This window comes from Cloacibacterium sp. TD35, from assembly GCF_028864635.1.
Classification (GTDB): Bacteria; Bacteroidota; Bacteroidia; order Flavobacteriales; family Weeksellaceae; genus Cloacibacterium.
Map to the genome: position 1 here is coordinate 2050110 of NZ_CP104850.1, position 26403 is coordinate 2076512.

Annotated in this window: 25 protein-coding genes and 1 other RNA gene; 8 read left to right on the plus strand and 18 right to left on the minus strand. The window is 32.8% G+C overall.

The genetic code is table 11. The features are described 5' to 3' along the window. Positions 1-18: 18 nt before the first annotated feature. The 3 genes from N7277_RS09445 to N7277_RS09455 all read right to left on the minus strand — a co-directional run bounded on the left by N7277_RS09445 (position 19) and on the right by N7277_RS09455 (position 5658). The gene (locus N7277_RS09445; RefSeq protein ID WP_274779312.1) at positions 19-546 is read right to left on the minus strand and encodes a DUF1697 domain-containing protein; all 528 of its coding nucleotides are present in this window, start codon (positions 544-546) and stop codon (positions 19-21) included. A 9-nt stretch (positions 547-555) separates the two neighbouring features. Then, positions 556-2046, minus strand: a complete 1491-nt coding sequence (locus tag N7277_RS09450; protein ID WP_274779313.1) for a hypothetical protein — start codon at positions 2044-2046, stop codon at positions 556-558. A gap of 126 nt (positions 2047-2172) precedes the next feature. Beyond that, positions 2173-5658 (minus strand): glycosyltransferase family 117 protein, encoded by a 3486-nt coding sequence (locus N7277_RS09455; protein ID WP_274779314.1) that lies wholly within the window; start codon positions 5656-5658, stop codon positions 2173-2175. Between the two features lie 271 nt (positions 5659-5929). Between N7277_RS09455 and N7277_RS09460 the strand changes: the two genes are divergently transcribed. The 4 genes from N7277_RS09460 (at position 5930) to N7277_RS09475 (ending at position 11078) form a co-directional block, all read left to right on the plus strand. Continuing rightward, positions 5930-6967, plus strand: coding sequence for a PLP-dependent cysteine synthase family protein (locus tag N7277_RS09460; protein WP_274779315.1), 1038 nt, complete (start codon positions 5930-5932; stop codon positions 6965-6967). A gap of 74 nt (positions 6968-7041) precedes the next feature. Beyond that, positions 7042-8316 (plus strand): aminotransferase class I/II-fold pyridoxal phosphate-dependent enzyme, encoded by a 1275-nt coding sequence (locus N7277_RS09465; RefSeq protein ID WP_274779316.1) that lies wholly within the window; start codon positions 7042-7044, stop codon positions 8314-8316. 65 nt (positions 8317-8381) lie between these two features. After that, positions 8382-8792: a nucleoside diphosphate kinase regulator gene (gene rnk, locus N7277_RS09470; protein ID WP_274779317.1), complete on the plus strand. Its 411-nt coding sequence runs from the start codon at positions 8382-8384 to the stop codon at positions 8790-8792. Between the two features lie 96 nt (positions 8793-8888). Beyond that, positions 8889-11078 carry a B12-binding domain-containing radical SAM protein gene (locus tag N7277_RS09475; RefSeq protein ID WP_274779318.1) on the plus strand — a complete coding sequence of 730 codons (2190 nt, stop codon included), beginning with the start codon at positions 8889-8891 and terminating at the stop codon, positions 11076-11078. A 53-nt stretch (positions 11079-11131) separates the two neighbouring features. Here the strand turns inward: N7277_RS09475 and N7277_RS09480 are convergent, their stop codons facing one another. Together N7277_RS09480 and atpD are read right to left on the minus strand one after the other, a co-directional pair. Next, entirely contained in the window at positions 11132-11416 is a 285-nt protein-coding gene (locus tag N7277_RS09480; protein WP_104792726.1) for a FoF1 ATP synthase subunit delta/epsilon, read from the minus strand. A gap of 82 nt (positions 11417-11498) precedes the next feature. After that, positions 11499-13007: a F0F1 ATP synthase subunit beta gene (gene atpD, locus N7277_RS09485; RefSeq protein WP_213195886.1), complete on the minus strand. Its 1509-nt coding sequence runs from the start codon at positions 13005-13007 to the stop codon at positions 11499-11501. Between the two features lie 104 nt (positions 13008-13111). Here atpD and N7277_RS09490 point away from each other — a divergent pair, with 104 nt between their 5' ends. Beyond that, positions 13112-14038: a bifunctional riboflavin kinase/FAD synthetase gene (locus N7277_RS09490; protein ID WP_274779319.1), complete on the plus strand. Its 927-nt coding sequence runs from the start codon at positions 13112-13114 to the stop codon at positions 14036-14038. An 87-nt stretch (positions 14039-14125) separates the two neighbouring features. Further along, positions 14126-14884 (plus strand): TerC family protein, encoded by a 759-nt coding sequence (locus tag N7277_RS09495; protein WP_274779320.1) that lies wholly within the window; start codon positions 14126-14128, stop codon positions 14882-14884. 35 nt (positions 14885-14919) lie between these two features. Here the strand turns inward: N7277_RS09495 and N7277_RS09500 are convergent, their stop codons facing one another. After that, positions 14920-15273: an MmcQ/YjbR family DNA-binding protein gene (locus N7277_RS09500; protein ID WP_274779321.1), complete on the minus strand. Its 354-nt coding sequence runs from the start codon at positions 15271-15273 to the stop codon at positions 14920-14922. Between the two features lie 95 nt (positions 15274-15368). Here N7277_RS09500 and N7277_RS09505 point away from each other — a divergent pair, with 95 nt between their 5' ends. Beyond that, positions 15369-16025: an NAD(P)H-binding protein gene (locus N7277_RS09505; protein WP_274779322.1), complete on the plus strand. Its 657-nt coding sequence runs from the start codon at positions 15369-15371 to the stop codon at positions 16023-16025. A gap of 33 nt (positions 16026-16058) precedes the next feature. On the opposite strand, the gene N7277_RS09510 is transcribed toward N7277_RS09505, so the two are convergent. From N7277_RS09510 to N7277_RS09555, 10 genes are all read right to left on the minus strand, one after another. Continuing rightward, positions 16059-16595 (minus strand): glutathione peroxidase, encoded by a 537-nt coding sequence (locus N7277_RS09510; RefSeq protein ID WP_274779323.1) that lies wholly within the window; start codon positions 16593-16595, stop codon positions 16059-16061. Positions 16596-16686: 91 nt separating this feature from the next. Next, entirely contained in the window at positions 16687-17349 is a 663-nt protein-coding gene (locus tag N7277_RS09515; protein ID WP_274779324.1) for an outer membrane lipoprotein-sorting protein, read from the minus strand. A gap of 67 nt (positions 17350-17416) precedes the next feature. Beyond that, entirely contained in the window at positions 17417-18139 is a 723-nt protein-coding gene (gene kdsB, locus N7277_RS09520; RefSeq protein ID WP_274779325.1) for a 3-deoxy-manno-octulosonate cytidylyltransferase, read from the minus strand. Positions 18140-18171: 32 nt separating this feature from the next. After that, entirely contained in the window at positions 18172-18528 is a 357-nt protein-coding gene (locus N7277_RS09525) for a four helix bundle protein (protein ID WP_213189067.1), read from the minus strand. Positions 18529-18552: 24 nt separating this feature from the next. Continuing rightward, positions 18553-19806, minus strand: coding sequence for a pyridoxal phosphate-dependent aminotransferase (locus tag N7277_RS09530; RefSeq protein WP_274779326.1), 1254 nt, complete (start codon positions 19804-19806; stop codon positions 18553-18555). Positions 19807-19930: 124 nt separating this feature from the next. Beyond that, on the minus strand, positions 19931-21643 hold the full coding sequence (locus tag N7277_RS09535; protein WP_274779327.1) for a phospho-sugar mutase: 1713 nt from the start codon (positions 21641-21643) through the stop codon (positions 19931-19933). Between the two features lie 46 nt (positions 21644-21689). Beyond that, positions 21690-22403 (minus strand): GIN domain-containing protein, encoded by a 714-nt coding sequence (locus N7277_RS09540; RefSeq protein ID WP_274779328.1) that lies wholly within the window; start codon positions 22401-22403, stop codon positions 21690-21692. A gap of 30 nt (positions 22404-22433) precedes the next feature. Beyond that, on the minus strand, positions 22434-23387 hold the full coding sequence (locus N7277_RS09545; RefSeq protein WP_274779329.1) for a glycosyltransferase family 2 protein: 954 nt from the start codon (positions 23385-23387) through the stop codon (positions 22434-22436). A 6-nt stretch (positions 23388-23393) separates the two neighbouring features. Continuing rightward, positions 23394-23939 (minus strand): hypothetical protein, encoded by a 546-nt coding sequence (locus N7277_RS09550; RefSeq protein ID WP_274779330.1) that lies wholly within the window; start codon positions 23937-23939, stop codon positions 23394-23396. After that, positions 23939-24517, minus strand: a complete 579-nt coding sequence (locus N7277_RS09555; protein WP_274779331.1) for a DUF4199 domain-containing protein — start codon at positions 24515-24517, stop codon at positions 23939-23941. The genes N7277_RS09550 and N7277_RS09555 overlap by 1 nt, the downstream gene beginning before the upstream one ends. 73 nt (positions 24518-24590) lie before the next feature. On the opposite strand from N7277_RS09555, the gene ffs reads away from it, so the two are divergent. Continuing rightward, positions 24591-24688, plus strand: an RNA gene (gene ffs, locus N7277_RS09560) — signal recognition particle sRNA small type. 30 nt (positions 24689-24718) lie between these two features. Here the strand turns inward: ffs and N7277_RS09565 are convergent. Both N7277_RS09565 and menA read right to left on the minus strand, forming a co-directional pair. Next, entirely contained in the window at positions 24719-25399 is a 681-nt protein-coding gene (locus tag N7277_RS09565) for a metal-dependent hydrolase (RefSeq protein ID WP_274779332.1), read from the minus strand. A 6-nt stretch (positions 25400-25405) separates the two neighbouring features. Then, on the minus strand, positions 25406-26335 hold the full coding sequence (menA, locus tag N7277_RS09570; RefSeq protein WP_274779333.1) for a 1,4-dihydroxy-2-naphthoate octaprenyltransferase: 930 nt from the start codon (positions 26333-26335) through the stop codon (positions 25406-25408). Positions 26336-26403: the final 68 nt, after the last annotated feature.

The window sequence follows — 26403 nt, forward strand, 5'->3', positions numbered from 1 at the left end:
GATTTTAGCGGTCTAAAATTAATTAAATTTATTGACAATTTTTTCGATAGTATTGATATTTCGGCTGGTTAGAATATTTTTAAAAGATTTCTTTCCCAAAATCTTACCAAACTCACTATTAAGCGTATTTCCTTTAGAAATCTTCCAATAAAAATTACTATTGATTAGTTTAGCTTCTTCCTGCTCTTGATGATTTGCTTTTAAAAACTCTTCCATCAAAAGATTTTCGTCTCCTGCATTACAAATAAAGCTGTAAATATGAAGATTTTCATCTTTCTCAAAAGGAGAATTTTCTAAAATTTGCTTCACTTCTTCATCAGTTTTTAAAAACAAAAATGCTTCGTAACGAAAATGCTCAGAAAGTAATCTTTCTAGTTTTTGTTTTAAAATCTCTGGAGCTTCATCAGACTTAAATAAAATATTTCCTGTTGCCAAAACACTAGAAACGTCTTTCACTCCTGCCTTTTTGAAAACATCACAGACTTCTACCATTTTCATTGCAGTTCCGTTTACGTTTACGCCGCGTAAAAAAGCACAGTAATTCATTAAGTAAATTTATTTTCTTTCGTAGAGATTATAATCTGTTCCAGAAGGTTTTAATCTGTATATTTTTTCTAAAATTTTATTGTCAGAATTTAAGTGATTTTTAATTCTAAACTCCTTCAATAATCGATAGTTTTCTTGGTAAAAACTTCCATCTTTTCCTTCAAATAAGTTTTTGGGCGCCAATAAATACTTTGGTTTCCTTTTTTCGACTGTATTTTTCCAATAATTGACTTTGTCTTTTTTGATTTCAGTTTGAACTTCTTTATCCACCAAACCAACTTCATCTATTGCCTTTAAACCCGAAAAATAAGGAATATAACCCGCTGGCTCTAGTAAAATGTATTGATTTTTATCTTTTTCATAGTCTTTTAGAAACAAACCAATGCTTCTTCTATAATTCCACTCACCGTTTCCTGTGGCGATAGAATGAACCGTTTGAAAAGCAGCCATCGGTAAAATATAAAAAATAAGAAGCAGAGAAATCCACCAAAATTTATATATCTTTTGCTCTAAAACAAATACCAAAATCACTGCAAAAAGCAAAATCTGTGGAACCCAATAATACCAATCAAAATAACTTCTTTGTGAAATAAAAATCAATTGTTTTGTCCAGCCAAAAAGGAAAATAATCCAGATGAAAAGGTTTTTGCTTTCTCTTTTCGAAACGATGTATAAAAACGCTAAAAACTCAAAAACTAGAACTAAAATCGTGAAAGGATTAAAATCTCCAGGAAGTTTCAGCATTCCCCAGAAATTACCATAATTCATTAGGAAATATTTCCACTGGAGTGCCAAACTCATGTTTTTTGCATACGTCACACTTTTGGCAACAATGGTGTTATTTACCAATTCTCCGAAGTAAAACCAGTTAAAACTCATCAAAACGGCAACTCCTAAAATTCCACCTAAAATGTAGAACCAACGGACTTTTTTATTCCAAATAATATCGACCAAAAAAACGATTCCTAAGAAAATCACCGTATCTATTCTTGTGAAAAGAATGAGAATAGGGAAAAGAATTTGTACCCAGATTTTATTCTGCTTGAAACCGAAAAACAACAAAGCCATTTCTAGAAAGAATAAAAGTCCATATTCCATACCTAGAATTGAAATTTTAATAGAAGGAGGCAAAATGCCAAATAAGAAGATGAAAATAGCTTGATGTAAAGGATTTTTGAGGATTAATTTTGAAAGAAAGTAGCTCCCAATCGTAAACAATAATGAATTGAAAACCAATAATGGGTAAATGAAGTCTTCTTTGCCAAAAATCAGATTAAAAATATAAGAAACAAACACATACAAATGCGTAGTAGAAGCAGAAATTTTAGTTTCTCCATTGAAACCAATTACACTGTAATCTAATAAGTTTTGCGCTACTCTCCAAGTGATAAAAGCATCTTCCTGAATATGATGCGTGAGCAAAAAAAGAAGTTTTACCAATACGGTAAAAACAACTGCCAAAAGAGGAAATTTTGCGTACTTCTGTATAGTTTCAGACATTTTTTCGTGTAAATTTTTACAAATATAGTTTTAAAAAAATCGCTGTCAAAGATTTTAGACTTTCAGTCATAAAAAAATCCGTCAGAATATTTCTAACGGATTTTATGTTAAATTTTAATTGAAAAACTAGTTCGTTGCTTTCATCATTTGTCTGGTGATTTCCGCTTCTTTTTCTTTTGGATAAGTAGAATCATAAGGTTTCATCACTTCAAATAAATAAGAATAAAACGGTGTGATTTTTTGCACTTTCTCAGCTTCTTTAAAAGCTTTTTCTTTTCCTGCCATTTGCAAATCACTGATGAAGTTTTTAAATCTCTTGTCAATAGGTTCGATGGATTTTAACAAGTAATTGTAACCTTTATCTTTTTGACCGATTTTCTTATACGCATCAGAAACTGCTCCTGTTACCAATGAATACAAGATTGGTTGAGCATTCATCTGTTTTCTTACAAATTTTTGTTCGTATTTAGAAAGCGACAAGTAATAATCGTACTCTTCAAAAATATCTCTTTTTAATTGTTCTGCCAGTTGTAATCCTTTTTGCTCTTGACCTGCAACTATATACCCATAAACCATTGCGCTTAAAGAACGAGGGTCATTATATTTTGAAGAAGGTATTTCTCTGCTTGCTAAATCTAAAAGTTCAATTGCTTTTGCTTTCTTACCTTCTAAAGTCAATGCTTCTGCGGCTCTACTTGCAGAACTTCTGTAACTTACGATATTCTGTGTACAAGTTTCGTCCATGTGAACATTTAGATCTTTGAAATTGCCCCACTTGTAGTTTTTCACTATTTGATATAGGTTTTCAGCATCTACTCTTCCCATTTCTCCATCTTCTCTTTCTTCTGTTTTAATAGGAACTAATCTATAGCTGAAACCATCAAACTGAAGATAATCTTTCAAATAGAAAATGTTTTCGTCATCATAAATTCCACCCACTGAGAAATTGATAGGACGTTTCCAATCAAAATTTGCCAAAATATCCATCAAGATATAATTAGCTTTAAACATATTTCCTCTTCTGTAATCTATGGTAATTTGGTCTACTGTATTCGGTAAATCTTTAGCAGAAATAATACCAGATTTCACTGCATTTGCTTTATTTACTGGTAAAACAAACCTAGAAACAGGCAAGAAATTAAAACGTTCATATTTATCTTCCCCAAAAAGTAATTTTAAAATTTCATCTTTTTCTGGACTTCTTTTTCTCAAGAAATTTACGGCGTCTTTGATGTTCATAGAATCTTGAACCATATACTTTTTGTAAGGCTCAAATAAACTCTCTGGAACGCCAGCATCTATATTATTCTGAATAAAATTTTTCCAATCTTCTGCAGAAAGTAAAACTACTTGATCATTAGTACCATCTCTATATTCTTCGTGCGTAAGCACTGACGGAACTGGCATTGAATTGTATGTTCTGCGTTTTACTTGGTCTATATTCCAAGGGGTTCCTAAAAGCGTAAAATTCACCACTTTTACATCATCTCTGAATTGCTCTGTTTCTTGTAATCCCCATATTGGATACGTATCATTATCACCATAAACGAAGAAAATATCATCTTTAGGAAGGGATTTTAATGAAGAATAAGCAAAATCATATGCAGCATAACGCTCACTTCTATCGTGAGAGTTATAATTTTGGAAGCCCATCATCAATGGAACTCCTAATAAAACGATTCCTGTAACCCAAGTGGCAGCATTTGATTTAATTTTTTCTTGTAAATACCAAAGAATTGCTGCTGCTCCGAAACCAATCCAAATTGCAAATGCATAGAAACTTCCTACCATAGCGTAATCTCTTTCTCTTGGTTCAAAAGGTTTTACACCGGTATAGAAAATAATTCCAAAACTGGTTAAAACGAATAAAGAAAGTAGCGCCCAGAATCTTCCAAAATCTTTATTGAACTGGAAAAACGCTCCCAAAAGTCCTAAAATCAATGGTAAAAAGAAGAAATAAACTGTACTTTCATTTTTGAATTTTGCAGGCATATCTTTTTGGCTTCCCCATTGCATTTCATCAATTGCAGAAATACCAGAAACCCAGTTCCCATTGGTGTTTTCCATGTGACCTTCTAAATCGTTCTGTCTTCCTACGAAATTCCACATGAGATACCTTACAAAATAATATCCTATTTGAAATTCTACAAAATACGTAAGATTTTGTGCCAATGTAGGTCTATGAACCCTTATTAAATCATATTCTCTAGCTTGTTTGTAATCATCAAGCGTAATGCTTCCGTCTTCAAATTTTTGTCTTAATTGGTCAAAAACTTGTTTTGCCTGAGGATTATCTGCAATATCCTGATTGTCATAATTGAATTCAAAATCCGGCGCACCATACATAGAGATGTAGTTGCTCATAACGGTTTCATCTTCATTAAACATTCTCGGCATGATGCTTACATGTTCTTTAGAATAAACGTAATTAAAACGTTCTCCTACGATATCATAACGACCAGTTTTTTCGTTTTTCTCATAAACATCACCTGTTTTCTGCGTTTTGTAACTACCATCATCATTTTTTTCAATACCATAGTTGTCTAAATATGCGGTATAGTTTTGTCCGTAAGAAGTGGGCCAATCTCCGTATTGCTCACGATTGTAATAATCTAGCATTCCGATGGCGTTATCTGGATCATTAAGGTTCATTGGCGGATTTGCATTCGCTCTAATTGGAATGACTAACCAACAAGAAAAACCAATAATCATATAGATTACTGATAGTGCAATAGTTTGATATAATTTGCTTTTAGATTTTCTAGCATAAGAAATTCCTATATACATTAAAGCAAACAAAATGATAAATGCAGCAATAGTTCCTGAATGGAAAGGTAAACCTAAGCCATTAACAAAGAAAATTTCAGATTTACCGAAAAGACTCATGATAATTGGGAAAATCCCTTTGAAAACAACTGCTAAAATGAAAAGTGTCACCAAATTAGCGATGATAAAACTCTTCCATGTAAATTCATAATTTCTTGCGTAATAAACCAAACAAACGGCTGGAACTGCTAACATTACCATCATGTGTACCCCCACAGAAAGCCCAGTAATGAAGAAAATTAAAATGAGCCAGCGTTCATTATCACTGTCATGATATTCGTTTTCCCATTTGGTAATGAGCCAAACCAAAAGTGCTATAAACATAGAAGACATAGAATAAACCTCTCCTTCTACCGCAGAAAACCAAAAGGTATCTGAAAAAGTAAAAGCTAAAGCACCAATGACACCAGCAAATAGAATTGCAATTTCGTCTGAAACAGTTACCTCTTCAAAGTCTTTATTTAAAAGTCTTCTCACAAAATGAGTAATCGTCCAAAATAAAAACAGTATGGTGAATGCACTGAACAGCGCAGACATAGCATTGATAATTACAGAATATTTAGAGCCATCTCCGAAACCAAAAATAGCCGCCACAGCACCCATTAACTGGAATAATGCAGCACCAGGAGCGTGCGTAACTTCTAATTTTACAGCAGACGAGATGTACTCTCCGCAATCCCAAAAACTAAAATTAGGTTCAATAGTAGATAAATAGGTGAAAAATGCAATTGCAAAAACCACCCAACCTAAAATGGTATTCCATTTTTTGAAAGTCCAATTCTTCATAGAAATTTTTAAAAATTTACAATGTTGCGAAATTAAGTTTTTTTATTCTGATATTTTCTAAAACATCTATTTATTAAGAATATTTTAAGAAAAAAAATGAAAAAATAAAATTAAACGTTTGTTTGGCTTAATATTTGTTAAAGAAATCAGCAAAAAATATGAAAAAAATCATTTCTAGATGCTTTCAGTTCAAAATGTTAGGATAAAATGATAAATTTATTTGATTTTTTTCTTATTTTTGCAATCGGTTTTTTAGAGAAAAATGAAGAAAATGACGAACGTTTTTGATAACATTCTCGGATTAATTGGAAATACTCCAATGGTTAAACTTAATGAAGTGACCAAGGATATTCCTGCAAAAGTATTTGCTAAAATAGAATCTTTTAATCCGGGGCATTCTACTAAAGATAGAATCGCGCTTCATATTATAGAAGCTGCCGAAAGAAAAGGTCTTTTAACCCCAGGTGCTACCATTGTAGAAACCACTTCTGGGAATACAGGCTTTTCAATCGCTATGGTAAGTATTATAAAAGGATATAAATGTATTCTTTCTGTAAGTGATAAAACAAAACCAGAAAAAATTGCTTATTTAAAGGCTCTAGGTGCTACTGTATACGTTTGTCCAGCTTCTGTTCCTGCAGATGATCCTCGTTCTTATTATGAAGTAGCAAAAAGGATTGCAGCTGAAACGCCTAATTCTATCTATATCAATCAATATTTTAACGAGCTTAATATAGATGCACACTACTCTTCTACTGGTCCAGAAATTTGGGAACAGACTGAAGGAAAAATTACTCATCTTTTTGCATGTACAGGAACTGGTGGAACACTTTCTGGTTCGGCTAAATTTTTAAAAGAAAAAAATCCTGATATCAAAATTATTGGTGTAGATGCAGATGGTTCTATCTTAAAAACCTATCATGAAACAGGCGAAATAGACCCTTCTGAAATTCATTCATACCAAATTGAAGGTTTAGGCAAAAACCTTATTCCATCCGCTTTGCTTTTTGACAGAATAGACCATTTTGTAAGAGTAAATGATGAAATGAGTGCTTATTGTACTAGAGAAATAGCACTTAAAGAAGCGATTATGGGTGGTTATACTACAGGAGCTGTTTTACAAGCTCTTAGACAATATGCTCATGCAAATCCTTTCTCTGAAAACGATTTAGTAGTCTTAATTTTCCCTGACCATGGTTCTAGATATATCACCAAAGTATACAGTGATAAATGGATGGAGGAACAAGGATTCATCAATAATTGTGTCCATAATTACGAAGAAGTTTTTAAAACAGAATATATTAAATAAAAATAGAATTCAGATGTCCTTCTTGGCATCTGATTTTTTTAAAATTTAAAATACAAATCCACAATATCATCGAAATGAAAGATATTTTTGAAAGAATTAAAGAAAATCCTGGTCCTCTAGGTCAATTTGCAGATTATGGTGAAGGTTATTTCATTTTTCCAAGATTGGAAGGTCCAATTGGACCTAGAATGAAATTCCAAGGAAAAGAAGTAATTTTTTGGAGTGCAAATGATTATTTAGGACTTTGTAATCACCCAGAAGTTCTAGAAGCTGATGCTAAAGCAGCTGCTGAATATGGTATGTTCTACCCTATGGGAGCTAGAGCAATGTCTGGTGAAACAGAACAACACTTACAATTAGAAAGAGAATTAGCTGATTTCGTAGGAAAAGAATCTGCTTATTTATTGAATTTCGGTTACCAAGGAATGCTATCTACAATTGACGCGTTGATTTCAAGACATGACGTAATTGTATATGATTCTAATTCTCACGCTTGTATTGTAGATGGAGTACGTCTTCACATGGGAAAAAGCTTCATGTTCCGTCATAACGACATGGAAAGCTTCGAAAAAAATATCAAAAGAGCGACTAAAGTTGCAGAAGAAAACGGCGGCGGTATTTTAGTTATCACTGAAGGAGTTTTCGGGATGACTGGTCAACAAGGTAAGCTTAAAGAAATTGCAGAATTTAAAAAACAATACAGTTTCCGTTTATTAGTAGATGATGCTCATGGTTTCGGTACTTTAGGAAAAACTGGAGCTGGAGCTGGAGAAGAGCAAGGTTGCCAAGACCAAATTGATGTGTACTTTTCTACTTTTGCTAAGTCTATGGCTGGTTTCGGTGCATTTATCGCTGGAAACAAAGAAATCATCAGATACTTAAAATTCAATCTACGTTCTCAAATTTTCGCAAAATCATTGACTATGCCAATGGTAATAGGAGGTTTAAAGAGATTAGAACTGTTAAGAACCAGACCAGAAATCAAAGCTAAACTTTGGGAAAATGTAGAAAAACTACAAAGTGGCCTACTAAAAAGAGGTTTCAACTTAGGAAACTCTAACACTTGTGTAACTCCTGTTTTCATGCAAGGAACACCAGTAGAAGCTACTCTTTTAGTTAAAGATTTAAGAGAAAACTTCGGAATTTTCACTTCTGTAGTTGTATATCCAGTAATTCCAAAAGGAAGCATTCTTCTAAGATTAATTCCTACAGCTTCTCACACAGATGCTGAAATCAATGAAACTCTTGCTGCTTTTGAAGCTATTCACGATAAATTAGTGAATGGTGTTTACAAGCAACAAGCTGAAAAATTATTAGAAGAACAAAATTTGAGTTTTAAACCGCTTTAATTTTTATTAAAATAAAAAATTGAAACCGTTTGGAACTCCAAACGGTTTTTTTAATGCATAATATTATGAAAAAAGTAACTTTAACTAAGAATGATTACACTAGAATTTATAAAGCCATCACTGATGCTAAAAATTCTAAAACCATTAACAGCAATGAGGCCGAAAAGCTTTTGTCTGAACTAAGTAAAGCAGAAATTGTACCTTCAGAAAAGATTGATAAGGATGTAGTCACTATGAATTCTGAAGTAAAACTATTTTTTGAAAATACTCAAAAAGAGCAATCATTTAAAATCGTATATCCTCAAGACGCCAATCTAAAAGAAAACAAAATCTCTATTTTTTCGCCTATTGCTACAGCATTAATTGGATATAGAATCGGTGACGAAATAGAATGGATTGTTCCGAGTGGAATGACCAAAATAAAAATTGTAGATCTTATATATCAGCCAGAAGCTGCTGGTGATTTTGATTTATAAAATTCAATGAATTATAATCCGTGAGAAACTCTTCTGACGGATTTTTTTATTCCAAAAATCTACAGGAAAATCATACCTTTGCAAAAATTCATTTTTTTGAAAGATTTACTGCTCATCACTCCTCCATTTACCCAACTCAATACGCCGTATCCTGCAACTGCGTATTTGAAAGGATTTCTCAATACCAAAAATATTTCGAGTTACCAAATCGATTTAGGAATTGAAGTCATTCTAGAAATTTTTTCTAAAAAAGGAGTAACCCAAATTTTTAACGTAAAGCCCGAAAATTTATCTGAAAATGCTCAGAGAATTTTTGCATTGAGAGAAGAATATATCAAAACCATAGATGAAGTTATTGCTTTTCTTCATAACAAAAAACCAACACTTGCAAGACAAATTTGCAGTATGAATTTCTTGCCAGAAGCTTCCAGATTTAATCATTTAGATGATATGGAATACGCTTTTGGAAACATGGGATTACAAGACAAAGCAAAGCATCTCGCTACCCTTTACTTAGAAGATTTATCAGATTATATTATAGAAAATATTGATGAAAATTTTGGATTCAGCAGATATGCAGAACGACTAGGAAGAAGCGCCAATTCATTTGACGAATTGTATGAAAAACTTCAATCAGACAAAACTTTCGTAGATAACTTTACTCTTGAAATTTTAGATAAAAAACTTCTCGAAATGCAGCCGAAACTAGTTTGTTTTTCTGTTCCGTTTCCTGGTAATTTATATTCAGCGTTTAGATGCGCTCAATACATTAAAAATCATTATCCAAAGATTAAAACAGCTTTTGGTGGAGGTTTTGCCAATACAGAACTTAGGGATTTAAAAGACAAAAGAGTTTTTGAATTTTTTGATTTTATCACATTAGACGATGGCGAACTGCCAATAGAATTGCTCTTTGAAAACGTCTGCCATTCTAAACATCGTGAAGCATCTTTATTCAAGCGCACTTTCCTCTTAGAAAACGGAGAAGTTGTTTATAAAAATAACTCTGATAGACACGATTATAAACAAGTTGAAATTGGGACTCCAGATTACACAGATTTACCTTTAGACCAATATATTTCCGTAATAGAAATTGCCAATCCTATGCACAGTTTGTGGAGTGATGGAAGATGGAATAAACTCACGATGGCTCATGGCTGTTATTGGGGAAAATGTACTTTTTGCGACATATCGCTCGATTATATCAAAATTTATGAGCCTATTGCTGCCAAAATTTTGGTAGACAGAATGGAAGAACTCATCGAAAAAACAGGAGAAAACGGTTTTCACTTTGTAGATGAAGCAGCACCACCCGCTCTGATGCGAGAAGTAGCTCTTGAAATTTTGAGAAGAAAATTGGTTGTGACCTGGTGGACAAACATTAGATTTGAAAAAAGTTTCACCCGAGATTTATGTTTTTTACTAAAACTTTCAGGTTGTGTAGCGGTTTCTGGTGGTCTAGAAGTAGCTTCTGACAGATTATTGAAACTCATTAACAAAGGAGTTTCAGTTGCTCAAGTTGCCAAAGTTACCAGAAATTTTACAGAAGCAGGAATTATGGTTCACTCCTATTTAATGTACGGATATCCTACTCAAACAGAACAAGAAACCATTGATTCTTTGGAAATGGTAAGGCAAATGTTTGAAATGGGTATTTTGCAAAGCGGATTTTGGCATCAATTTGCAATGACCGCGCATTCTCCTGTTGGAAAAAACCCTGAAGAATTTGGGGTAGTTCCTCATTTGAAAGAGATTACTTTTGCCCACAACGATGTAGAATTTATGGATAAAACCGGAATTGATCATACTAAATTTAGTTTTGGACTTAAGAAATCTCTGTTTAATTATATGCACGGAATTTGTTTTGAAAATCCACTGCAAGAATGGTTTGATTTTAAAATTCCGAAAACTACCATTCATCCTGATTATATTCACGATTGTCTTTTAGAAGAAGATCACTTTAACACCAAACCAAATGCTAAAATTGTTTGGGCAGGAGCGAAACCTTTGGTAGAGTTTTTCACGAAGTCAAAAAAAGGAAATTCTTGGGAAATGGCAACACTTACCTTCCATGAAAAGACCAATGTTTTCAGTATCAATTTAGAAAAAGAAAAAGCAATTTGGTTGTTAGAAAAAATTGAGGAAATCTCTATTCATTCTGAAAAAAACATAACATTTAATCAGTTAAAAGCGAAATATGAATTAGATTTTGATGATTTCGAATTGTTTTGGTATTCTAAGCCGATGCAAATTTTAAAAGAAAACGGAGTTATCTTAACCTTATAAAAACAAAAAACTCGAGCAAAATTGCTCGAGTTTTTAATTTATTGTGAAGAATTTTAATCACAAAGGATTATTCCTTTATCATTACTAAATTCTACTACACCACTGTTGATTGAATAAGAAAAAACACTGTTCTTTTCGTTTTCTTTGGTAAAGAATTTTGCAAAATTTTCATTCTGAATTTCATTCGTGAAAACTCTTACTTTACCATTCACTAAAGAAGAAACAATAGCGGCGTGGTTTTTCATGATGTGGAAATCACCATTTTTTCCAGGAAGAAGAACTGAATCTACTTCGCCATCAAAAACTACAAATTCCGGAGTTAATATTTTAATATTCATTTCTTATAGATTTGAGATATCAGATTACAGATTACAGACAAGTTAAACTCTGATGTCTGTAATCTAAAATCTTGTGTCTAATTTATGCGTTTTCAGCAAGCATTTTTTGACCTGCTTCGATAGCTTCTTCGATAGTTCCTTTCAAGTTGAAAGCAGCTTCTGGTAAATGATCTAATTCACCATCGATAATCATGTTGAAACCTTTAATAGTATCTTTGATATCTACTAAAGCTCCTTTAAGACCTGTAAATTGCTCTGCAACGTGGAAAGGTTGAGATAAGAATCTCTGTACTTTTCTAGCTCTATATACTACTAATTTATCTTCTTCAGAAAGTTCTTCCATACCAAGGATTGCGATGATATCTTGAAGTGCTTTGTATCTTTGAAGAATTTCTTTTACTCTCTGAGCTGTATCATAATGCTCATTTCCTAAAATTTCTGGAGTTAAGATTCTAGAAGTAGAAGCTAGTGGATCTACTGCTGGATAAATACCTAATGAAGCAATTTTTCTATCTAATACGGTAGTTGCATCTAAGTGAGCGAACGTAGTTGCTGGCGCCGGGTCAGTTAAGTCATCCGCAGGAACGTAGATTGCTTGTACAGAAGTAATAGAACCGTTTTTAGTAGAAGTAATTCTTTCTTGCATTGCTCCCATTTCAGAAGCAAGAGTTGGCTGGTAACCTACTGCAGAAGGCATACGTCCTAAAAGTGCAGATACCTCAGAACCAGCTTGAGTAAATCTAAAGATATTATCTACGAAGAATAATACGTCTCTTCCTTGACCTGATTCACCACCATCTCTGAAATATTCAGCAACCGTAAGACCAGAAAGTGCTACTCTAGCTCTTGCACCAGGAGGTTCGTTCATTTGTCCGAAAACGAAGGTACATTTAGAATCTTTCATTTCTTCTAAATCTACTTTAGATAAATCCCATCCACCTTCTTCCATAGAGTGCATGAAACCTTCACCATATTTTATGATACCAGATTCTAACATCTCTCTAAGAAGGTCGTTTCCTTCTCTTGTTCTTTCACCTACACCAGCGAACACAGATAAACCACCGTGTCCTTTAGCAATATTATTGATTAATTCTTGAATTAATACTGTTTTTCCTACACCAGCACCACCGAATAAACCAATCTTACCACCTTTTGCATAAGGTTCGATAAGGTCGATTACTTTGATACCAGTAAATAAAACTTCAGCCGAAGTAGAAAGCTGATCGAAATGAGGAGCTTCTCTGTGGATTGGCAAACCGCCATCTTTAGATAAATTAGGAAGTCCGTCAATTGCATTACCTACTACGTTAAAAAGTCTTCCGTTTACACCATCACCTGTTGGCATGGTAATTTGGTTTCCTGTTCCTACAACTTCTTGCCCTCTTTGTAAACCGTCAGTAGCGTCCATTGAGATACATCTTACCATATCTTCACCAATGTGTTGTTCTACTTCTAATACAACAGTTTCTCCGTTTGATTTTTTAATTTCAAGAGCATCATAAATTTTTGGTAATTCTTCTACTTCTTGAAAAAGAACGTCTATAACTGGACCGATAATTTGTGAAATTTTCCCTTTAATTTGGTTTGCCATTGCTTTATTTTTTCTTGTGGTGCAAATATAGTGATTCTCTTCAAAATACATAATCAAAAATCAATATTTTTTTTCATCTTTGCACACAGAAAATGTAAGCGGTTTTGAAACTCATAGAAGATTTAAATTTTTATCACGAAAAATCTCCTAAAGTTCTTTCTTTAGGAATGTTTGACGGAGTTCATCTCGGTCATATTTCCATCATCAATCAATTGAAAAACAAGGCGAAAAAAAATAATTTAGAGACTTCTTTGCTTACCTTTTGGCCACATCCAAGGAAAATTTTCAACCCAAATGATGACCTTAAACTGCTCAACACTTTAGAAGAGAAACTTTTTTTATTGGAAAAGGCGGGAATTGACATTTTATTTTTACAAAAATTTGATGAACACTTCAGAAACTTAACAGGCGAAGAATTTATTCGTGAAATTCTCATCAAAAAACTGAATGTAAAACACATTATCATAGGTCACGACCACGTTTTCGGGAAAAATAAATCTGGGAACTTCGAACTGCTCCAAAAACTTTCTACCGAATTAGATTTTACTGTAGAGCAACTACAAGCCATCAAAAATGACGATGATTTCAATATCAGTTCTACTAAAATCAGAAATTGCTTAGGAAACGGAAACATCGTTGGTGCCAATAAAATGCTGGGTTATTCCTACTCTCTTTCTGGAAAAGTAATTGACGGAAAAAAACTAGGAAGAACAATAGGTTATCCTACTGCAAATCTAGAAATTAATGAACTGAAACTTTTGCCTAAAAAAGGGGCTTATATTGTAGAAGTTTTCGTGAAAGACCAATTTTACAAAGGCATGATGAGCATTGGCACTAATCCTACTGTAAATGGAGATAGACTTACTGCAGAAGTGTACATTTTAGATTTCAATCAAGATATTTATGGCGAGGTAATTACTGTTAAATTCAGAGATTTTCTACATGAAGAAATTAAATTTGAATCGCTAGAAAAACTCATCGAAAGATTAGATGAAGACAAGGTTTTGACCGAAAATTTTAACTTTAGTTAAGAGTTAGAATCATATAAATTTTCAATCAGATTTTATAAAATTAGATTCATAGTTTCTATAGTTTTGTGAAAATCATAAAATAAAACTATGGAAGCAGAAATTATTATTTCTTTACTTACACTTATCGCACTAGAAACCGTTCTAGGAATAGACAATGTTATTTTTATTTCTATTTTGGCGAATAAACTACCTGTAAATCAACAAAAAAAAGCCAGAAGAATTGGTTTAGTTCTTGCGGGTATTATGAGACTCGGTTTACTCCTATTAATAAGTCAAATCATGAAACTAGACCAAGATTTATTTACCGTTTTCGAAACGGGAATTTCTGGTAAAGATTTGATTTTAATTCTTGGGGGTTTATTCCTACTCTACAAAAGCACCGCCGAAATTTATCATAAAATGGAAGGTGAAGATGGCGATGTAACTAAAACCATGATTGTAACGAGTTTCGGACAAGTAATATTCCAAATTTTATTAATGGATTTGGTGTTCTCCGTAGACTCTATCATTACCGCTGTAGGAATGGTAAAAGAAGTTTGGGTAATGTATGTAGCGGTGATTGTGACGGTGATTATCATGCTATTTGCAGCAGAACCTATCAGCAATTTTGTAAATAAACACCCTGCTTTTAAAGTTTTAGCACTTTCATTCTTGCTATTGATTGGTTTCTCTTTAATCGTGGAAGGTTTTGGCAAAGAAATCCCGAAAGGTTATATTTACTTTGCGATGGCATTTTCACTTTTGGTAGACATTATTCAAATGAAAACGACCAAAAAATCTGAACCTGTACATCTTCACGAACATTATAAAGAAGAAGAACAACATCTTGATAAAGATGTTTTATAAAACAAAAAGCATTCAGAAATTTCTAAATGCTTTTTTTATGAACTTAAAATCTCTTCTTTTATTTTCTTTGTTAAACTTTCATACACCAATTGATAAGAATCATCAATTAGTTTTTTAATGAATTCTGGCTTCAATCCTTCGCAAATTATAGAATTCCAATGCGTTTTGTTCATATGATAAGCTCCTGAAATTTGATAATATTGCTCTCGCAGTTCTTCATTATAATCTGCTCTATTCTTCACCGAAAAGACCAATGGTTGCTTTTCTAAAGCCATTAATAAAAACATTTTACCACCTACTTTAAATACTAAAGTAGTATTATCAAACGGAAAACCTTCCGTAACTCCTTTCTTATTGAGGCAATAATTACGGATTTCTTCAGCTTCCATAAAATATTATTATAAATGATTGATTGAACGAATTTATTAAAATATTCAAGAAATTTGACTAATTTTAAATCATTAATTTACTAATTCATACTAATATGAAGGCTTTAATTATAGGAGCAACTGGCGCTACAGGAAAAGATTTGGTTCAAAAACTAAGTCAAGACAAAGATTTCGAAGAAATTCATGCTTTTGTAAGAAAACCTGTAGAATCTATTTCTGAGAAAGTGAAATTTCATGTAGTTAATTTCGAAAAGCCAGAAGAATGGAAAGATTTGGTAAAAGGTGATGTCGCTTTTTCTTGCCTCGGAACTACCTTGAAAGATGCAGGAAGCAAGGAAGCACAGAGAAAAGTAGATTTTGATTATCAATTGCAATTTGCCAAAACTGCCAAAGAAAATGGCGTGGAAGATTTCGTTTTAGTTTCTGCTTATGGAGCCAATCCTAATTCTAAAATTTTCTACTCTAGAATGAAGGGCGAATTAGAAGAGGAAGTAAAAAAACTTCATTTTAATAAAATTACCATTTTCCAACCCGGAATGCTTGATCGAAAAAACACTGACAGAACTAGTGAAGTTTTAGGAGCTAGAATTATAAAATTTGCCAATAAATTTGGCGTTTTAGAATCTCAAAAACCATTGCCAACAGACATTTTAGCACAAGCTTTAGTGAATTCATCTAAAATAAAATCTTACGGATATTCTAAAATAAAATTAGGCAGTATTTTCAGTTTTGCCGAAAAAGGAAAAGAATAAAAAACAAAAAAGCCTCAAAATTTGAGGCTTTTTTTATTTAAAATATTTCGTAATAGATTCTGAAGTAGGTTTCGTAGTACTTACAAAAGTATCTATCAACTCTCCTTTTTCATTGAGCAAAAATTTCTCGAAGTTCCAAAGAATGGTAGTATTTTTTACTCCGTTTAGTTTTTTGTCTGTTAAAAATTTAAAAATGGGAGCAATATCTTTTCCTTTCACAGAAACTTTAGCCGCCATCGGAAAGGTAACTCCGTAATTCTTTTTGCAAAAAGCACCTATTTCTTCATTACTTCCAGGTTCTTGCCCACCAAAATTGTTTGCAGGGAAACCTACAATCACCAATTGATCTTTATACGTTTCGTACAACTTCTGTAAACCTTCATACTGTGGTGTAAAACCGCATTCTGACGCTGTATTTACAATTAGAATCTTCTTACCTTTAAATTTAGAAAAATCAATTGTTTTACCATCTAAAGCTTTCACTTTAAAAGAATGAATAGATTTTGCTTGTTGCGCCTGTAAAGAGAAAAGTCCAAAAAATGCCATGAGAATAATTAATATTTTTTTCATTTTGATTTTATTTGATTTCAAATTTATGGATAAAAAAACTGCAAAATCTATAGAAATTGCAGTAATAGAAATTTTTTATCGTAAACCGTTATTAAAACTTAAAAGTATTGGCAGGAAACGCTTTGTTGACTTCAATTTTATAAAGAATCATCACGTAATCTCCTTCTTTTTTCGGCGTAGTTGCTTCAATTCTGTAAGGCATAATTAAATTACTCACCTTTTTAAAATCAGAATAAACCAATGTTTCGTCTTTCTTTTCTTCTTTTAACAGTAAAAAGTTCTGAACATCAAAATAATAAATGGTTTTATTCACATTTTTAGTCAGTTCTACCTTATAACAGTCTCTGTCTCCTACTTTTTCTTTACCAAGAACTTGTGCGGTAAAACCTTTGTTCTCATAATCGATGAAATCTGTGTCAAAGCTTTCTGGAACGTAATTTTTTTGAACCTGAAGTTTATTCACCACGTAATTCATCGCGTAACCATTTTTACCATCATACCCTTCGATTACATTTTCTTTATTGCCTATAAATACTACTGTTTTGGTAAGATTAGGTCTTTGCTGATAAATCTTCATCGCATATTCATCATTAACACCTAGAATTACTTTTCCTTGTAGAATAATAGAATTCAGCAGTTTCCAGTTGGTTAATCCGCCTGTTAACTCTATATTTTTATCAATAATTTGTTTAGCAGTTTGCGCCGAATATATGGTGGTTACTAGAATTGTTACGATTAATAATATCTTTTTCATTCAATCTTTTTTACGAGATTCCAAATATATGATTTTGAAACGAAAACATCTTTAAATTTTCAAATTTTCAAATTAATTTTCTTGCTTTTTCTAAATCTTCGGGAACGTCTATTCCAACGCCTATGAAATCTGTTTCTATCATTTTGATTTTCATTCTGTTTTCCAGATAACGAATAGCTTCTATTTTTTCTGAAATTTCAAGTGGAGTCATCGCCAAGTTTGCAAATTTCAACAAAGCTTCTTTTCTGAAAGCATAAACACCAATATGCTTATAATACAAGTGTTCTACAGAGGTTTCTCTAGGATAAGGAATTACAGAACGGCTGAAATACATCGCAAAATTCTGTAAATCTGTAATTACTTTAACATTATTCGGATTTTCGATTTCTTCCTTTTCCTTTAACCTGATTTTAAGCGAAGCTAATGAAATTTCTTTATCAACATCATTTTCAAAAACTTCAATTAATTGTTTCAAAGGCTCAGTTTTCAGGAAAGGTTCATCTCCCTGAACATTAATCACAATATCGCAATCAATATTTTGAACCGCTTCTGCTATTCTGTCGCTTCCTGTTTCGTGTTCACCTGTCATTACTGCTTTTCCGCCGATTTTGGTGATTTCTTCAAAGATAATTTCGGAATCAGTCGCCACGAAAACCTCATCAAATAGCTTAGTTTCGACTACATTTTGGTAAGTAGTAGTAATCACGGTTTTGTCGCCTAAAATCTGCATTAATTTCCCAGGAAATCTACTTGCAGCATAGCGAGCTGGTATTACAGCGATAATCTTCATTTAGTTATAAGTTATGAATTATGAATTATAAGTTATGAGTTTTTATTTTTTGTAGTAATGATAATGCTTCTGATTATTTTAAGAATTTCTACAGCAGGATTTTTCAAATCATTGTAAATTTCATCTGAAATATATTCTGTTTCTTTTAATAATTCAAGCCAATAGATTGTTTCATCACATTCTTTTTGAGCTATTGAGAATTTATGAATGAAATCCATTTTGCTTTGTGCATTTAACGCTTCTCTTACATTTGCACCAATTGAAGTTCCTGAACGCAAAATCTGTCTAGATAAAACATATTCTTTGTTTTCATGAGAAAATTTTTTGTAAAAATTTATAATTCTCACGGCAAATTCAAAACTCTTCTTTCCTACAATGCTTTCACTCATAATTCATAACTTATAGCTTATAACTTATTTTAGTTTGCTTAAAGCAGCTTCTAGTTTTGGGAACATTTTTTGTAAATCTTCTACTGAACAAGCGCCAACTGATGCTCTAAACCAAGGCATTTCTCTAGAATTTCCAAATGCGGAAAATGGAACTAAAGCTACTCCTGCTTTTTCAATAAGGTAGAAAACTAAATCTGTAGAATCTTTCAGAACTTTTCCGTCTTCAGTGGTTTTTCCTACATAATCTAATTTAATAGTTAAATACAAAGCACCCATTGGTTTAATGCTATCTACCGCGAAATTTTTAGATTTCATTTCTTGAATTCCAGCATGTAAAACTTCTAAACTGTGTGCAATTTTACCTTTGAAATCATTCACAAATTCATTTACAGCTGGTGTATTGTCTAAAAATTCGGCTACAGCTTGTTGTTCTGGTTTCGGCGCCCAAGCTCCAACGTGTGTTAATAGCGCTTTCATTCTATCAATCACTTTAGTTGGTCCAAAACTCCATCCTACTCTAACACCAGTTGCTGCAAAACATTTAGAAGTTCCATCAATATAAATGGTGTAATCTCTAAGTTCTGGATAAAGAGAAACTGGATTAAAATGTTCTGAATCACCAAATGTAAGCATTGCATAAATTTGGTCGTACATTAAGTAAAGTGGCTTTTCGCCTTCTCCTCTTTTTTTATTCTCTGCAATTACCGCTTCGCAAATTTCTGAAAGTTGTTCTTTGGTAAACATGGTTCCAGTTGGGTTTAGCGGAGAGCAAAGCGCCAATAAAACTGCACCTTCTAAATGCGGTGTAATCACATCAGCTGTTGGCAAAAAATTATCTTCTGGAGTAACTTCTAATTCTACTGCATTGGCAGAAGTTAAATAAGCATAGTGGTTATTATTCCAAGAAGGAACGGCGTAAACTACTTTGTCGCCTTCGTCTACAATGGTTTTAAAAGTGGCGTAGATTAAGGGTCTAGAACCACCAGAAACCAAAATATCTTCTGGAGAATAATCTAAATTCCAACGAGATTTTATGTCTTTTGCCACTGCTTTTCTTAATGAAAGCAAACCATTTGCAGGAGGATAATTGGTTAAATTATCCACGTAAGCTTTCTGAATATTTTGTTTCAATCCTGCAGGAATAGGATAAATGTTAGAATCTAAATCACCGATGGTGAGATTGGCAATTTCAGCTCCTTGAGCTTTGAGTTCGTTTACTTGATTACCGATTTTAATAATTTCTGAACCGATAAGGTTTTGAGCGAGTTTTGAAACCACTTTTTATTGAGATTTTGTTGTTAATGATTTTTCAAATTTAAATAAAATAAAAAAGTTCACAAAAGATTAAAAACCTAAAGATTTGTTAAACTTCTGTGAACTTAAAAGCATTAGATTAAAATATTTATAGTTTTAAATCTTTTTTTACTTCATTGATTTTTTGTTCCAGAGAAGCTTGTTTAGCCTTGAAATCTGCTTCGTTTTCAATTTTATCTTTCACAGAAAAATAGAATTTAATCTTCGGTTCAGTTCCTGAAGGTCTTATACAAACTTTAGTTCCGTCTTCTGTGTAATAGATTAACACGTTAGATTTCGGAATATCATTCATTACTTTTCTCTCTCCTGTAATCACGTTTAAGCTGGTTTGTTCTTGGAAATCTTTTACTTCCAAAACTTTAGAACCTGCTAATTCTTTTACTGGATTTTCTCTGAAATCTACCATCATTTGAGAAATTTCTTCGGCTCCAGTTCTTCCTTTTCTTACTACGTTTACCAAACCTTCTTGATACATCCCAATTTCTTTGTAGATATCAATCATGTACTGATACATTGTTTTTCCTTGTGCTTTGCAAACGGCTGCAATTTCACAAGCCAATAAAATAGAACCACAACTGTCTTTATCTCTTACGAAATCTCCCGTCATAAATCCGAAAGATTCTTCACCACCGCAAATGAATTTTTCTTGACCTTCTACATCACGAATCATTTTACCAATCCATTTGAAACCAGTAAGACCTGCTTTACAAGCAACTCCAAACTTTTCTGCTACCTCAAAGAAACAGTCAGACGTTACAATTGTAGAACCGATGAACTCATTTCCTGTAATTTTGCCTGCTTTTTTCCATTGGTCAAGAATATAATACGTCAAAATCATATTGGTTTGGTTACCATTCAATAACTGAATTTCGCCATCTAGATTTCTTACCGCAATTCCTAATCTATCTCCATCTGGATCACAACCGATAACGATATCGCCATTGGTAATATTTGCCAAATCTACCGCCATTGTTAATGCTGCAGGCTCTTCAGGATTTGGAGATTCTACAGTTGGGAAATTTCCAGAAGGAATCATTTGTTCTTTAACCAAATCTACTTTAGTGAAACCTGCTTTTGCTAAAGCTTTAGGAATCGTAGTATAAGTAGTACCGTGAATAGAAGTGAAAACGATGTTTACATTATCTCTACCAATATTTTGGTACAATGAATTTTCCATACAAGTGTCGATGTACACATCATCCTGTTCTTCGCCAATCCATTCGATTAAATCATCATTTCCGTTGAATTTAATATTTTCAAAGTGAGTAGCATAAACTTCTTTGATAATAGCATCATCATTTGGCGGAACAATTTGCGCTCCATCATTCCAATATACTTTGTAACCATTATACTCTGGTGGATTGTGAGAAGCCGTCAAAACGATTCCCGCATTACATTTTTTATCACGAACCGTGAAAGAAAGTTCTGGAGTTGGTCTGTGTTCTTTGAAAAGCAACACTTTAATTCCGTTTGCAGTTAAAACATCTGCACACATTTTTCCGAACTCTTTAGAATTATTTCTTACGTCATAAGCAATCGCTACTTTTATTTCTTCGCCCGGAAATTGCTGATGAAGATAATTTGCCAAGCCTTGTGTAGCTTGACCCAATGTATATTTATTGAGACGATTGGTTCCTACTCCCATAATTCCTCTCATACCGCCAGTCCCGAATTCTAATTCTCTGTAAAAACTGTCTTCTAATTCTGGAGAATTGGTATCAATCCAATTCTGAACTGTTGCTCTGGTTTCTGCATCAAAAGTATTTGATAACCAAAGTTTTGCTTTTTCCAAAGTTGTCATATATTTAAATTTTTTGTTTCTTAATTAAGAAATGGTTAAAATCCCATTACTTCAATTTTCTGTTTTCTACAGAAGCTTTGTCTTTTTTCGTCAATTTATTGAGCGGTTCTCCATAGAAAATTAGTTTTGAGGTATTTTCTAGAGTTCCTTTCATTTCTTGGTCTATGTTTAATCCTGCAGAAGCTCCATTTTTACTAAGAATTTCTAAATTTTCCACATAAAAATACGGCGCCATTATACTTGCAGAATCTGCTAATTTTAAATTCAAGTTTTTAGTTTCTCCTAGAATATTGGCATTAGATTTCTCTGCCATTTCTATTTTGCTTTTCGGGGCAATTACCGCTCCCATAAATTTAGAATTTCCTTTTAAATGAAGTGAAAATTCTGGTGTTTTTACTTGTCCAGAAACATTCATTTCTACTTTATCAGAAAGCGAAACCTCATTCAAATCGTTTTTACCAAAAACAGTTATACTGTAGAAATCTACTTGGTCTGTTTTTCGATTTTCTTCGATTGTTAAAATTCCGTTTTCTACTTCTATATCTAGATTTTTGTAGACATTAGGATACGTTTCTACACTTACCAAATTCTGATTTCCTTTCGCAAAAAACACTTTGAAATCTCCTTTAAGATTCAATTTAGTGAAATTTTCTACCGTTACGTCTTTCACTTCTATTTCTCCTTTTGGAGAAATTTTAGAGCAAGAAATAATGTTAAAAACAAGGAATAGAAAAAGGAAATATTTTGTGATATTTTTCATTTCAAATTTTCAAATTAGCACACTTTCAAATTAAATTACCTCTTCAATATGATAATTCTTATGACCTCTACTTTGTCTGATAATTAGTTCTCCTAAAAATCCTGCTACAAAAAGTAATGTCCCCATAATCATCATGGTTAATGCTATGTAAAACCAAGGATTTTCGGCGATTAAATTACCATAAACGTGATAATAATACACGTCTACTAATTTAGTTGCGCCCAACCAAAATGCTGAGAAAAATCCGAAAATAAACATTAAAGTTCCTACCGCTCCGAAGAAGTGCATTGGTCTTCCTCCGAATTTGCTTACGAACCAAAGCGTAATTAAATCCAGAAAACCACGGATAAATCTTTCTGTCCCAAATTTAGAAGTTCCGTAAGGTCTGGCTTGGTGCTGAACTGGTTTTTCGGTGATTCTCTTGAAACCTGCATTTGCTGCCAAAACAGGAATCCATCGGTGTAAATCTCCGTAAACATCTACCGATTTTACCACTTGTTTTCTGTAAGCTTTTAACCCACAGTTAAAATCGTGTAATTCTACTCCAGAGAGATTTCTTGCCGCAGAATTGAACAATTTTGACGGAAGATTTTTAGTCATCACATTGTCAAAACGTTTTTTCTTCCAACCAGAAACCAAGTCGTATTTTTCGTCTACAATTTTACTGTATAATTCAGGAATTTCTTCTGGAAAATCTTGCAAATCTGCATCCATTGTAATCACTACATCGCCTTGAACTTTCTCAAAAGCGGCATGTAACGCTTGAGATTTCCCATAGTTTCTAGAAAATTTAATGCCGTGAACATGATGATTTTCTTTGGATAAATTTTCTATAATTTGCCAAGAAGAATCTGTACTTCCATCATCTACGAACCAAATTTCGTAAGACAATTGGTTTTCTTGGCACACTTTATTTATTCTTGCATAAAGTTCGTGCAAAGATTCTTCTTCGTTTAATAAAGGAACTACAACGGATAGATTCATTAAAAATTATTTTATTTTTTTGAAAATTAATATCGCTAAAACGAACAGCAAAATTACAAAATATAAGCTTGTAAATAGACTTTTTATTACAGTAAATGTGCTGATTATTCTCACGCCTATTTCAGAGATTTTAGGATATGAAGTGAGTAAATAAATAAGGCCAAAATTTTCTAAATAATCGAAAATTCCAGCAATTATAGGGAACAAGACCAAAAGAAACCAAGATTCTAATTTGCCAATTTTCTTAAGAAAGAAACTCAAAATCAGAATATTACTGATCATGAACAAGAAAGGATATACGAAATCTAATGGCAACTGACGAAACAGATAAAAACTTCTGCCACTCTTCCCTAGATTTCCTAAAAGTTCTTTGGTATAAGTAAAACTGTAACCATTTGGTTTCATGTCAAAAATCTGCAAACCATTCGCAAAATCAGTCAATTTTGGAATCGTAAAAAAGATCATCGTAAAATAAACCACACTTGACAACACGAAAAAAGTAAGAACTTTTTTGCTCGTCAAATTTCTGGAAACAGTAGTTTTTAAGCTCATTATTCTATAGTTTTATTTCTAAAGAAAGTCCCGAAGAATGTAGAAAGTATCGTGTAAAACACCAAAACTGCTGCGAAAAAATACGTGAAGTTTCTGAAGGTAAACATATCTTTATCTTTTACCAATTCTGGCGCAAAACTCTGCAATCTTTCTTGATATTTTTTGTCCAGTTCTTCTTTGTCTTCTTTTTTAGCTAAAATTTGTTTTGCCTTGTTATACTCATTGTCAAGTTCTGTTTTTTGACGCTCTACATACTGATGATTCAGTAAATCTTTAGCATCTGTATCTACATAATTCAGAAATGCAAAAATGCTGAACATGGAAAGAAAACCACCAATAAACATCGGTTTAAAAGCTCTACCAAAAGCATCTCTAAAACCTATTTCTTTCACTTCTTTTTTGTAAGTTGTCACCGAAAAATAAGCACCTAGAGTATAAAGTGCTGGCATTAAAAATGCGTTAAGAAGCATACTTGTGTTAAAATAATTGGTATTATAACCCAAAAAATACACTCCAAAGAACACTAACATGGTTGCGATAAATATCAGAAAACCAAATGTATAAACGTTTTTACTCATTTTATTTTTAAAAATTTTTCTCGAAAATACGAGATTAGATTTTGAATTTTAAATTAATTCAGTATTTTTGCACTGGCAAGTCCTACACAACCAGCTCCTGAAAATCCTCCAGGGTGGGAACGCAGCAAAGGTAATTGGTCGTAGCGGTGTGATGTAGGGAGCTTGCCATTTTTTATGTCTTTTTTGAAATTCTTCAGAAAATTATACTTCAAATTCTTCTCCCAATTCTGGAATCGAAAACTCAATATTTTTCTCTTTAAACAATTGTTTCGCCGAAACATGATTAATTTTTATCGGCTCGAAAGTATCAAAATGACAACCAATCACTCTTTTGGTTTTCAATAATTCTGCAGCAGCAAAACTCGCTTTTCTTGCACACATGGTATAATGTGAACCAATAGGAAGAATGGCTGCTGTAATTTCTCCGAAAAGCCTTGGAAACAACTCCATATCTGCCATTACACCTGTATCTCCAGCAAAATATAAGTTTTTACCTTGGAATCTAAACATATAACCGCATGGTTGACCGCCGTAAGTTCCATCTGGGAAACTAGAAGTATGATGCGCAGGAAGCATAGAAATCTTCAAGTCATCAAACTTTGCAGAACCTCCGTAGTTGATGTCTATAGAATTTGGATGATTAAAATAACCACAAATTTCTGGTTGACCAATTACCGTAGCATCTGGGTTATGTTGCAATACTTCTCTTACATCTGCAATATGATCTCCATGAGCATGAGTAATGAGCACATAATCAATTTTTTGTGCTGAAATATCAAAACCTGTTTTCTCTTTCTGAAAATTATAAAAAGGATCAGAAAGGATGTTTTTTCCATTATAAGTGAACAAAAAACAGTTTTGTCCTAGGAATTTTATTTTCATGATTTTTTATCTAAAATAATTCAATCCAAAAGCTACTAAAATACTCATCAATAAAGTAATGATTCCCACTTGTTTTAAGAATGGGTCTAATTCTTTTGGCTCTTTTACTTCCATCATTTTTCTGCGCAAAGCGGTCAAAGGAAATACGGTAATGAAGAAAATAAAAGCGTAATATTTTCCTTGTTCTTCTAAACCTTCAAGAAACATATAAATCAAAACCAAAATCGGTGGAAGCATTAAAATGACCATTTCATAAATCATAGCATTTTTAAAACCTAATCTTAATGCAAGCGTTTTTTTGCCTGATTTTTCGTCATTTTCAATGTCTCTCATATTGTTGAGATTAAGAACGGCAGCACTCAGCAAACCTATTGCAGAAGCTGGTAAAAGCATATCCCAATCAAAAGTTTTAGTGAACAGAAAATAACTTCCGCACACAGAAACCAGCCCGAAAAAGATAAAAACCATAATATCTCCTAAACCGAGGTATCCATAAGGTTTTTTACCAACAGTGTAACCAATTGCCGCCAAAATACACGCAACTCCTAGTCCTATAAAAGTGTAAAATTCATTAATAAAATTAGGAAAAAATGCTTTGTACAACAAAACTAAAGTAGCCACCAATGATAAAAAGGCAAACAAAAACATAGCGTTTCTCATTTGCTTTGCCGAAATTTTACCAGATGCTACCGCACGTTGTTCTGCCTCTCCTATTCTATTTTGGTCGGTTCCTTTTACACCATCTCCATAATCATTGGCAAAATTTGATAAAACCTGATAGAGCAAAGTCACCAAAAGTGCCAAAGCAAAAATAGTCCAATCCCAAGTTTTTCCTTGTTCTAAAAGTTTCCATCTTGCAATGAAAGAACCCATAATAATTCCGCTCACCGAAAGCGGCAAAGTACGCAGTCGAGCTGCTTTTATCCAATCAATCATAGTTTTTAGGATTTAGGATTTAGGATTTAGGATTTAGTTTTTACTAATCTCTAAAACCTTATTCCTTG

Bases quoted from the DNA above. Each gene is read 5' to 3' on its own strand.
- N7277_RS09445 (WP_274779312.1), bottom strand. From the start codon at position 546: ATGAATTACTGTGCTTTTTTACGCGGCGTAAACGTAAACGGAACTGCA.
- N7277_RS09450 (WP_274779313.1), bottom strand. From the start codon at position 2,046: ATGTCTGAAACTATACAGAAGTACGCAAAATTTCCTCTTTTGGCAGTT.
- N7277_RS09455 (WP_274779314.1), bottom strand. From the start codon at position 5,658: ATGAAGAATTGGACTTTCAAAAAATGGAATACCATTTTAGGTTGGGTG.
- N7277_RS09460 (WP_274779315.1), top strand. From the start codon at position 5,930: ATGACGAACGTTTTTGATAACATTCTCGGATTAATTGGAAATACTCCA.
- N7277_RS09465 (WP_274779316.1), top strand. From the start codon at position 7,042: ATGAAAGATATTTTTGAAAGAATTAAAGAAAATCCTGGTCCTCTAGGT.
- rnk (WP_274779317.1), top strand. From the start codon at position 8,382: ATGAAAAAAGTAACTTTAACTAAGAATGATTACACTAGAATTTATAAA.
- N7277_RS09480 (WP_104792726.1), bottom strand. From the start codon at position 11,416: ATGAATATTAAAATATTAACTCCGGAATTTGTAGTTTTTGATGGCGAA.
- atpD (WP_213195886.1), bottom strand. From the start codon at position 13,007: ATGGCAAACCAAATTAAAGGGAAAATTTCACAAATTATCGGTCCAGTT.
- N7277_RS09495 (WP_274779320.1), top strand. From the start codon at position 14,126: ATGGAAGCAGAAATTATTATTTCTTTACTTACACTTATCGCACTAGAA.
- N7277_RS09500 (WP_274779321.1), bottom strand. From the start codon at position 15,273: ATGGAAGCTGAAGAAATCCGTAATTATTGCCTCAATAAGAAAGGAGTT.
- N7277_RS09505 (WP_274779322.1), top strand. From the start codon at position 15,369: ATGAAGGCTTTAATTATAGGAGCAACTGGCGCTACAGGAAAAGATTTG.
- N7277_RS09510 (WP_274779323.1), bottom strand. From the start codon at position 16,595: ATGAAAAAAATATTAATTATTCTCATGGCATTTTTTGGACTTTTCTCT.
- N7277_RS09515 (WP_274779324.1), bottom strand. From the start codon at position 17,349: ATGAAAAAGATATTATTAATCGTAACAATTCTAGTAACCACCATATAT.
- kdsB (WP_274779325.1), bottom strand. From the start codon at position 18,139: ATGAAGATTATCGCTGTAATACCAGCTCGCTATGCTGCAAGTAGATTT.
- N7277_RS09525 (WP_213189067.1), bottom strand. From the start codon at position 18,528: ATGAGTGAAAGCATTGTAGGAAAGAAGAGTTTTGAATTTGCCGTGAGA.
- N7277_RS09535 (WP_274779327.1), bottom strand. From the start codon at position 21,643: ATGACAACTTTGGAAAAAGCAAAACTTTGGTTATCAAATACTTTTGAT.
- N7277_RS09540 (WP_274779328.1), bottom strand. From the start codon at position 22,403: ATGAAAAATATCACAAAATATTTCCTTTTTCTATTCCTTGTTTTTAAC.
- N7277_RS09545 (WP_274779329.1), bottom strand. From the start codon at position 23,387: ATGAATCTATCCGTTGTAGTTCCTTTATTAAACGAAGAAGAATCTTTG.
- N7277_RS09550 (WP_274779330.1), bottom strand. From the start codon at position 23,939: ATGAGCTTAAAAACTACTGTTTCCAGAAATTTGACGAGCAAAAAAGTT.
- N7277_RS09555 (WP_274779331.1), bottom strand. From the start codon at position 24,517: ATGAGTAAAAACGTTTATACATTTGGTTTTCTGATATTTATCGCAACC.
- N7277_RS09565 (WP_274779332.1), bottom strand. From the start codon at position 25,399: ATGAAAATAAAATTCCTAGGACAAAACTGTTTTTTGTTCACTTATAAT.
- menA (WP_274779333.1), bottom strand. From the start codon at position 26,335: ATGATTGATTGGATAAAAGCAGCTCGACTGCGTACTTTGCCGCTTTCG.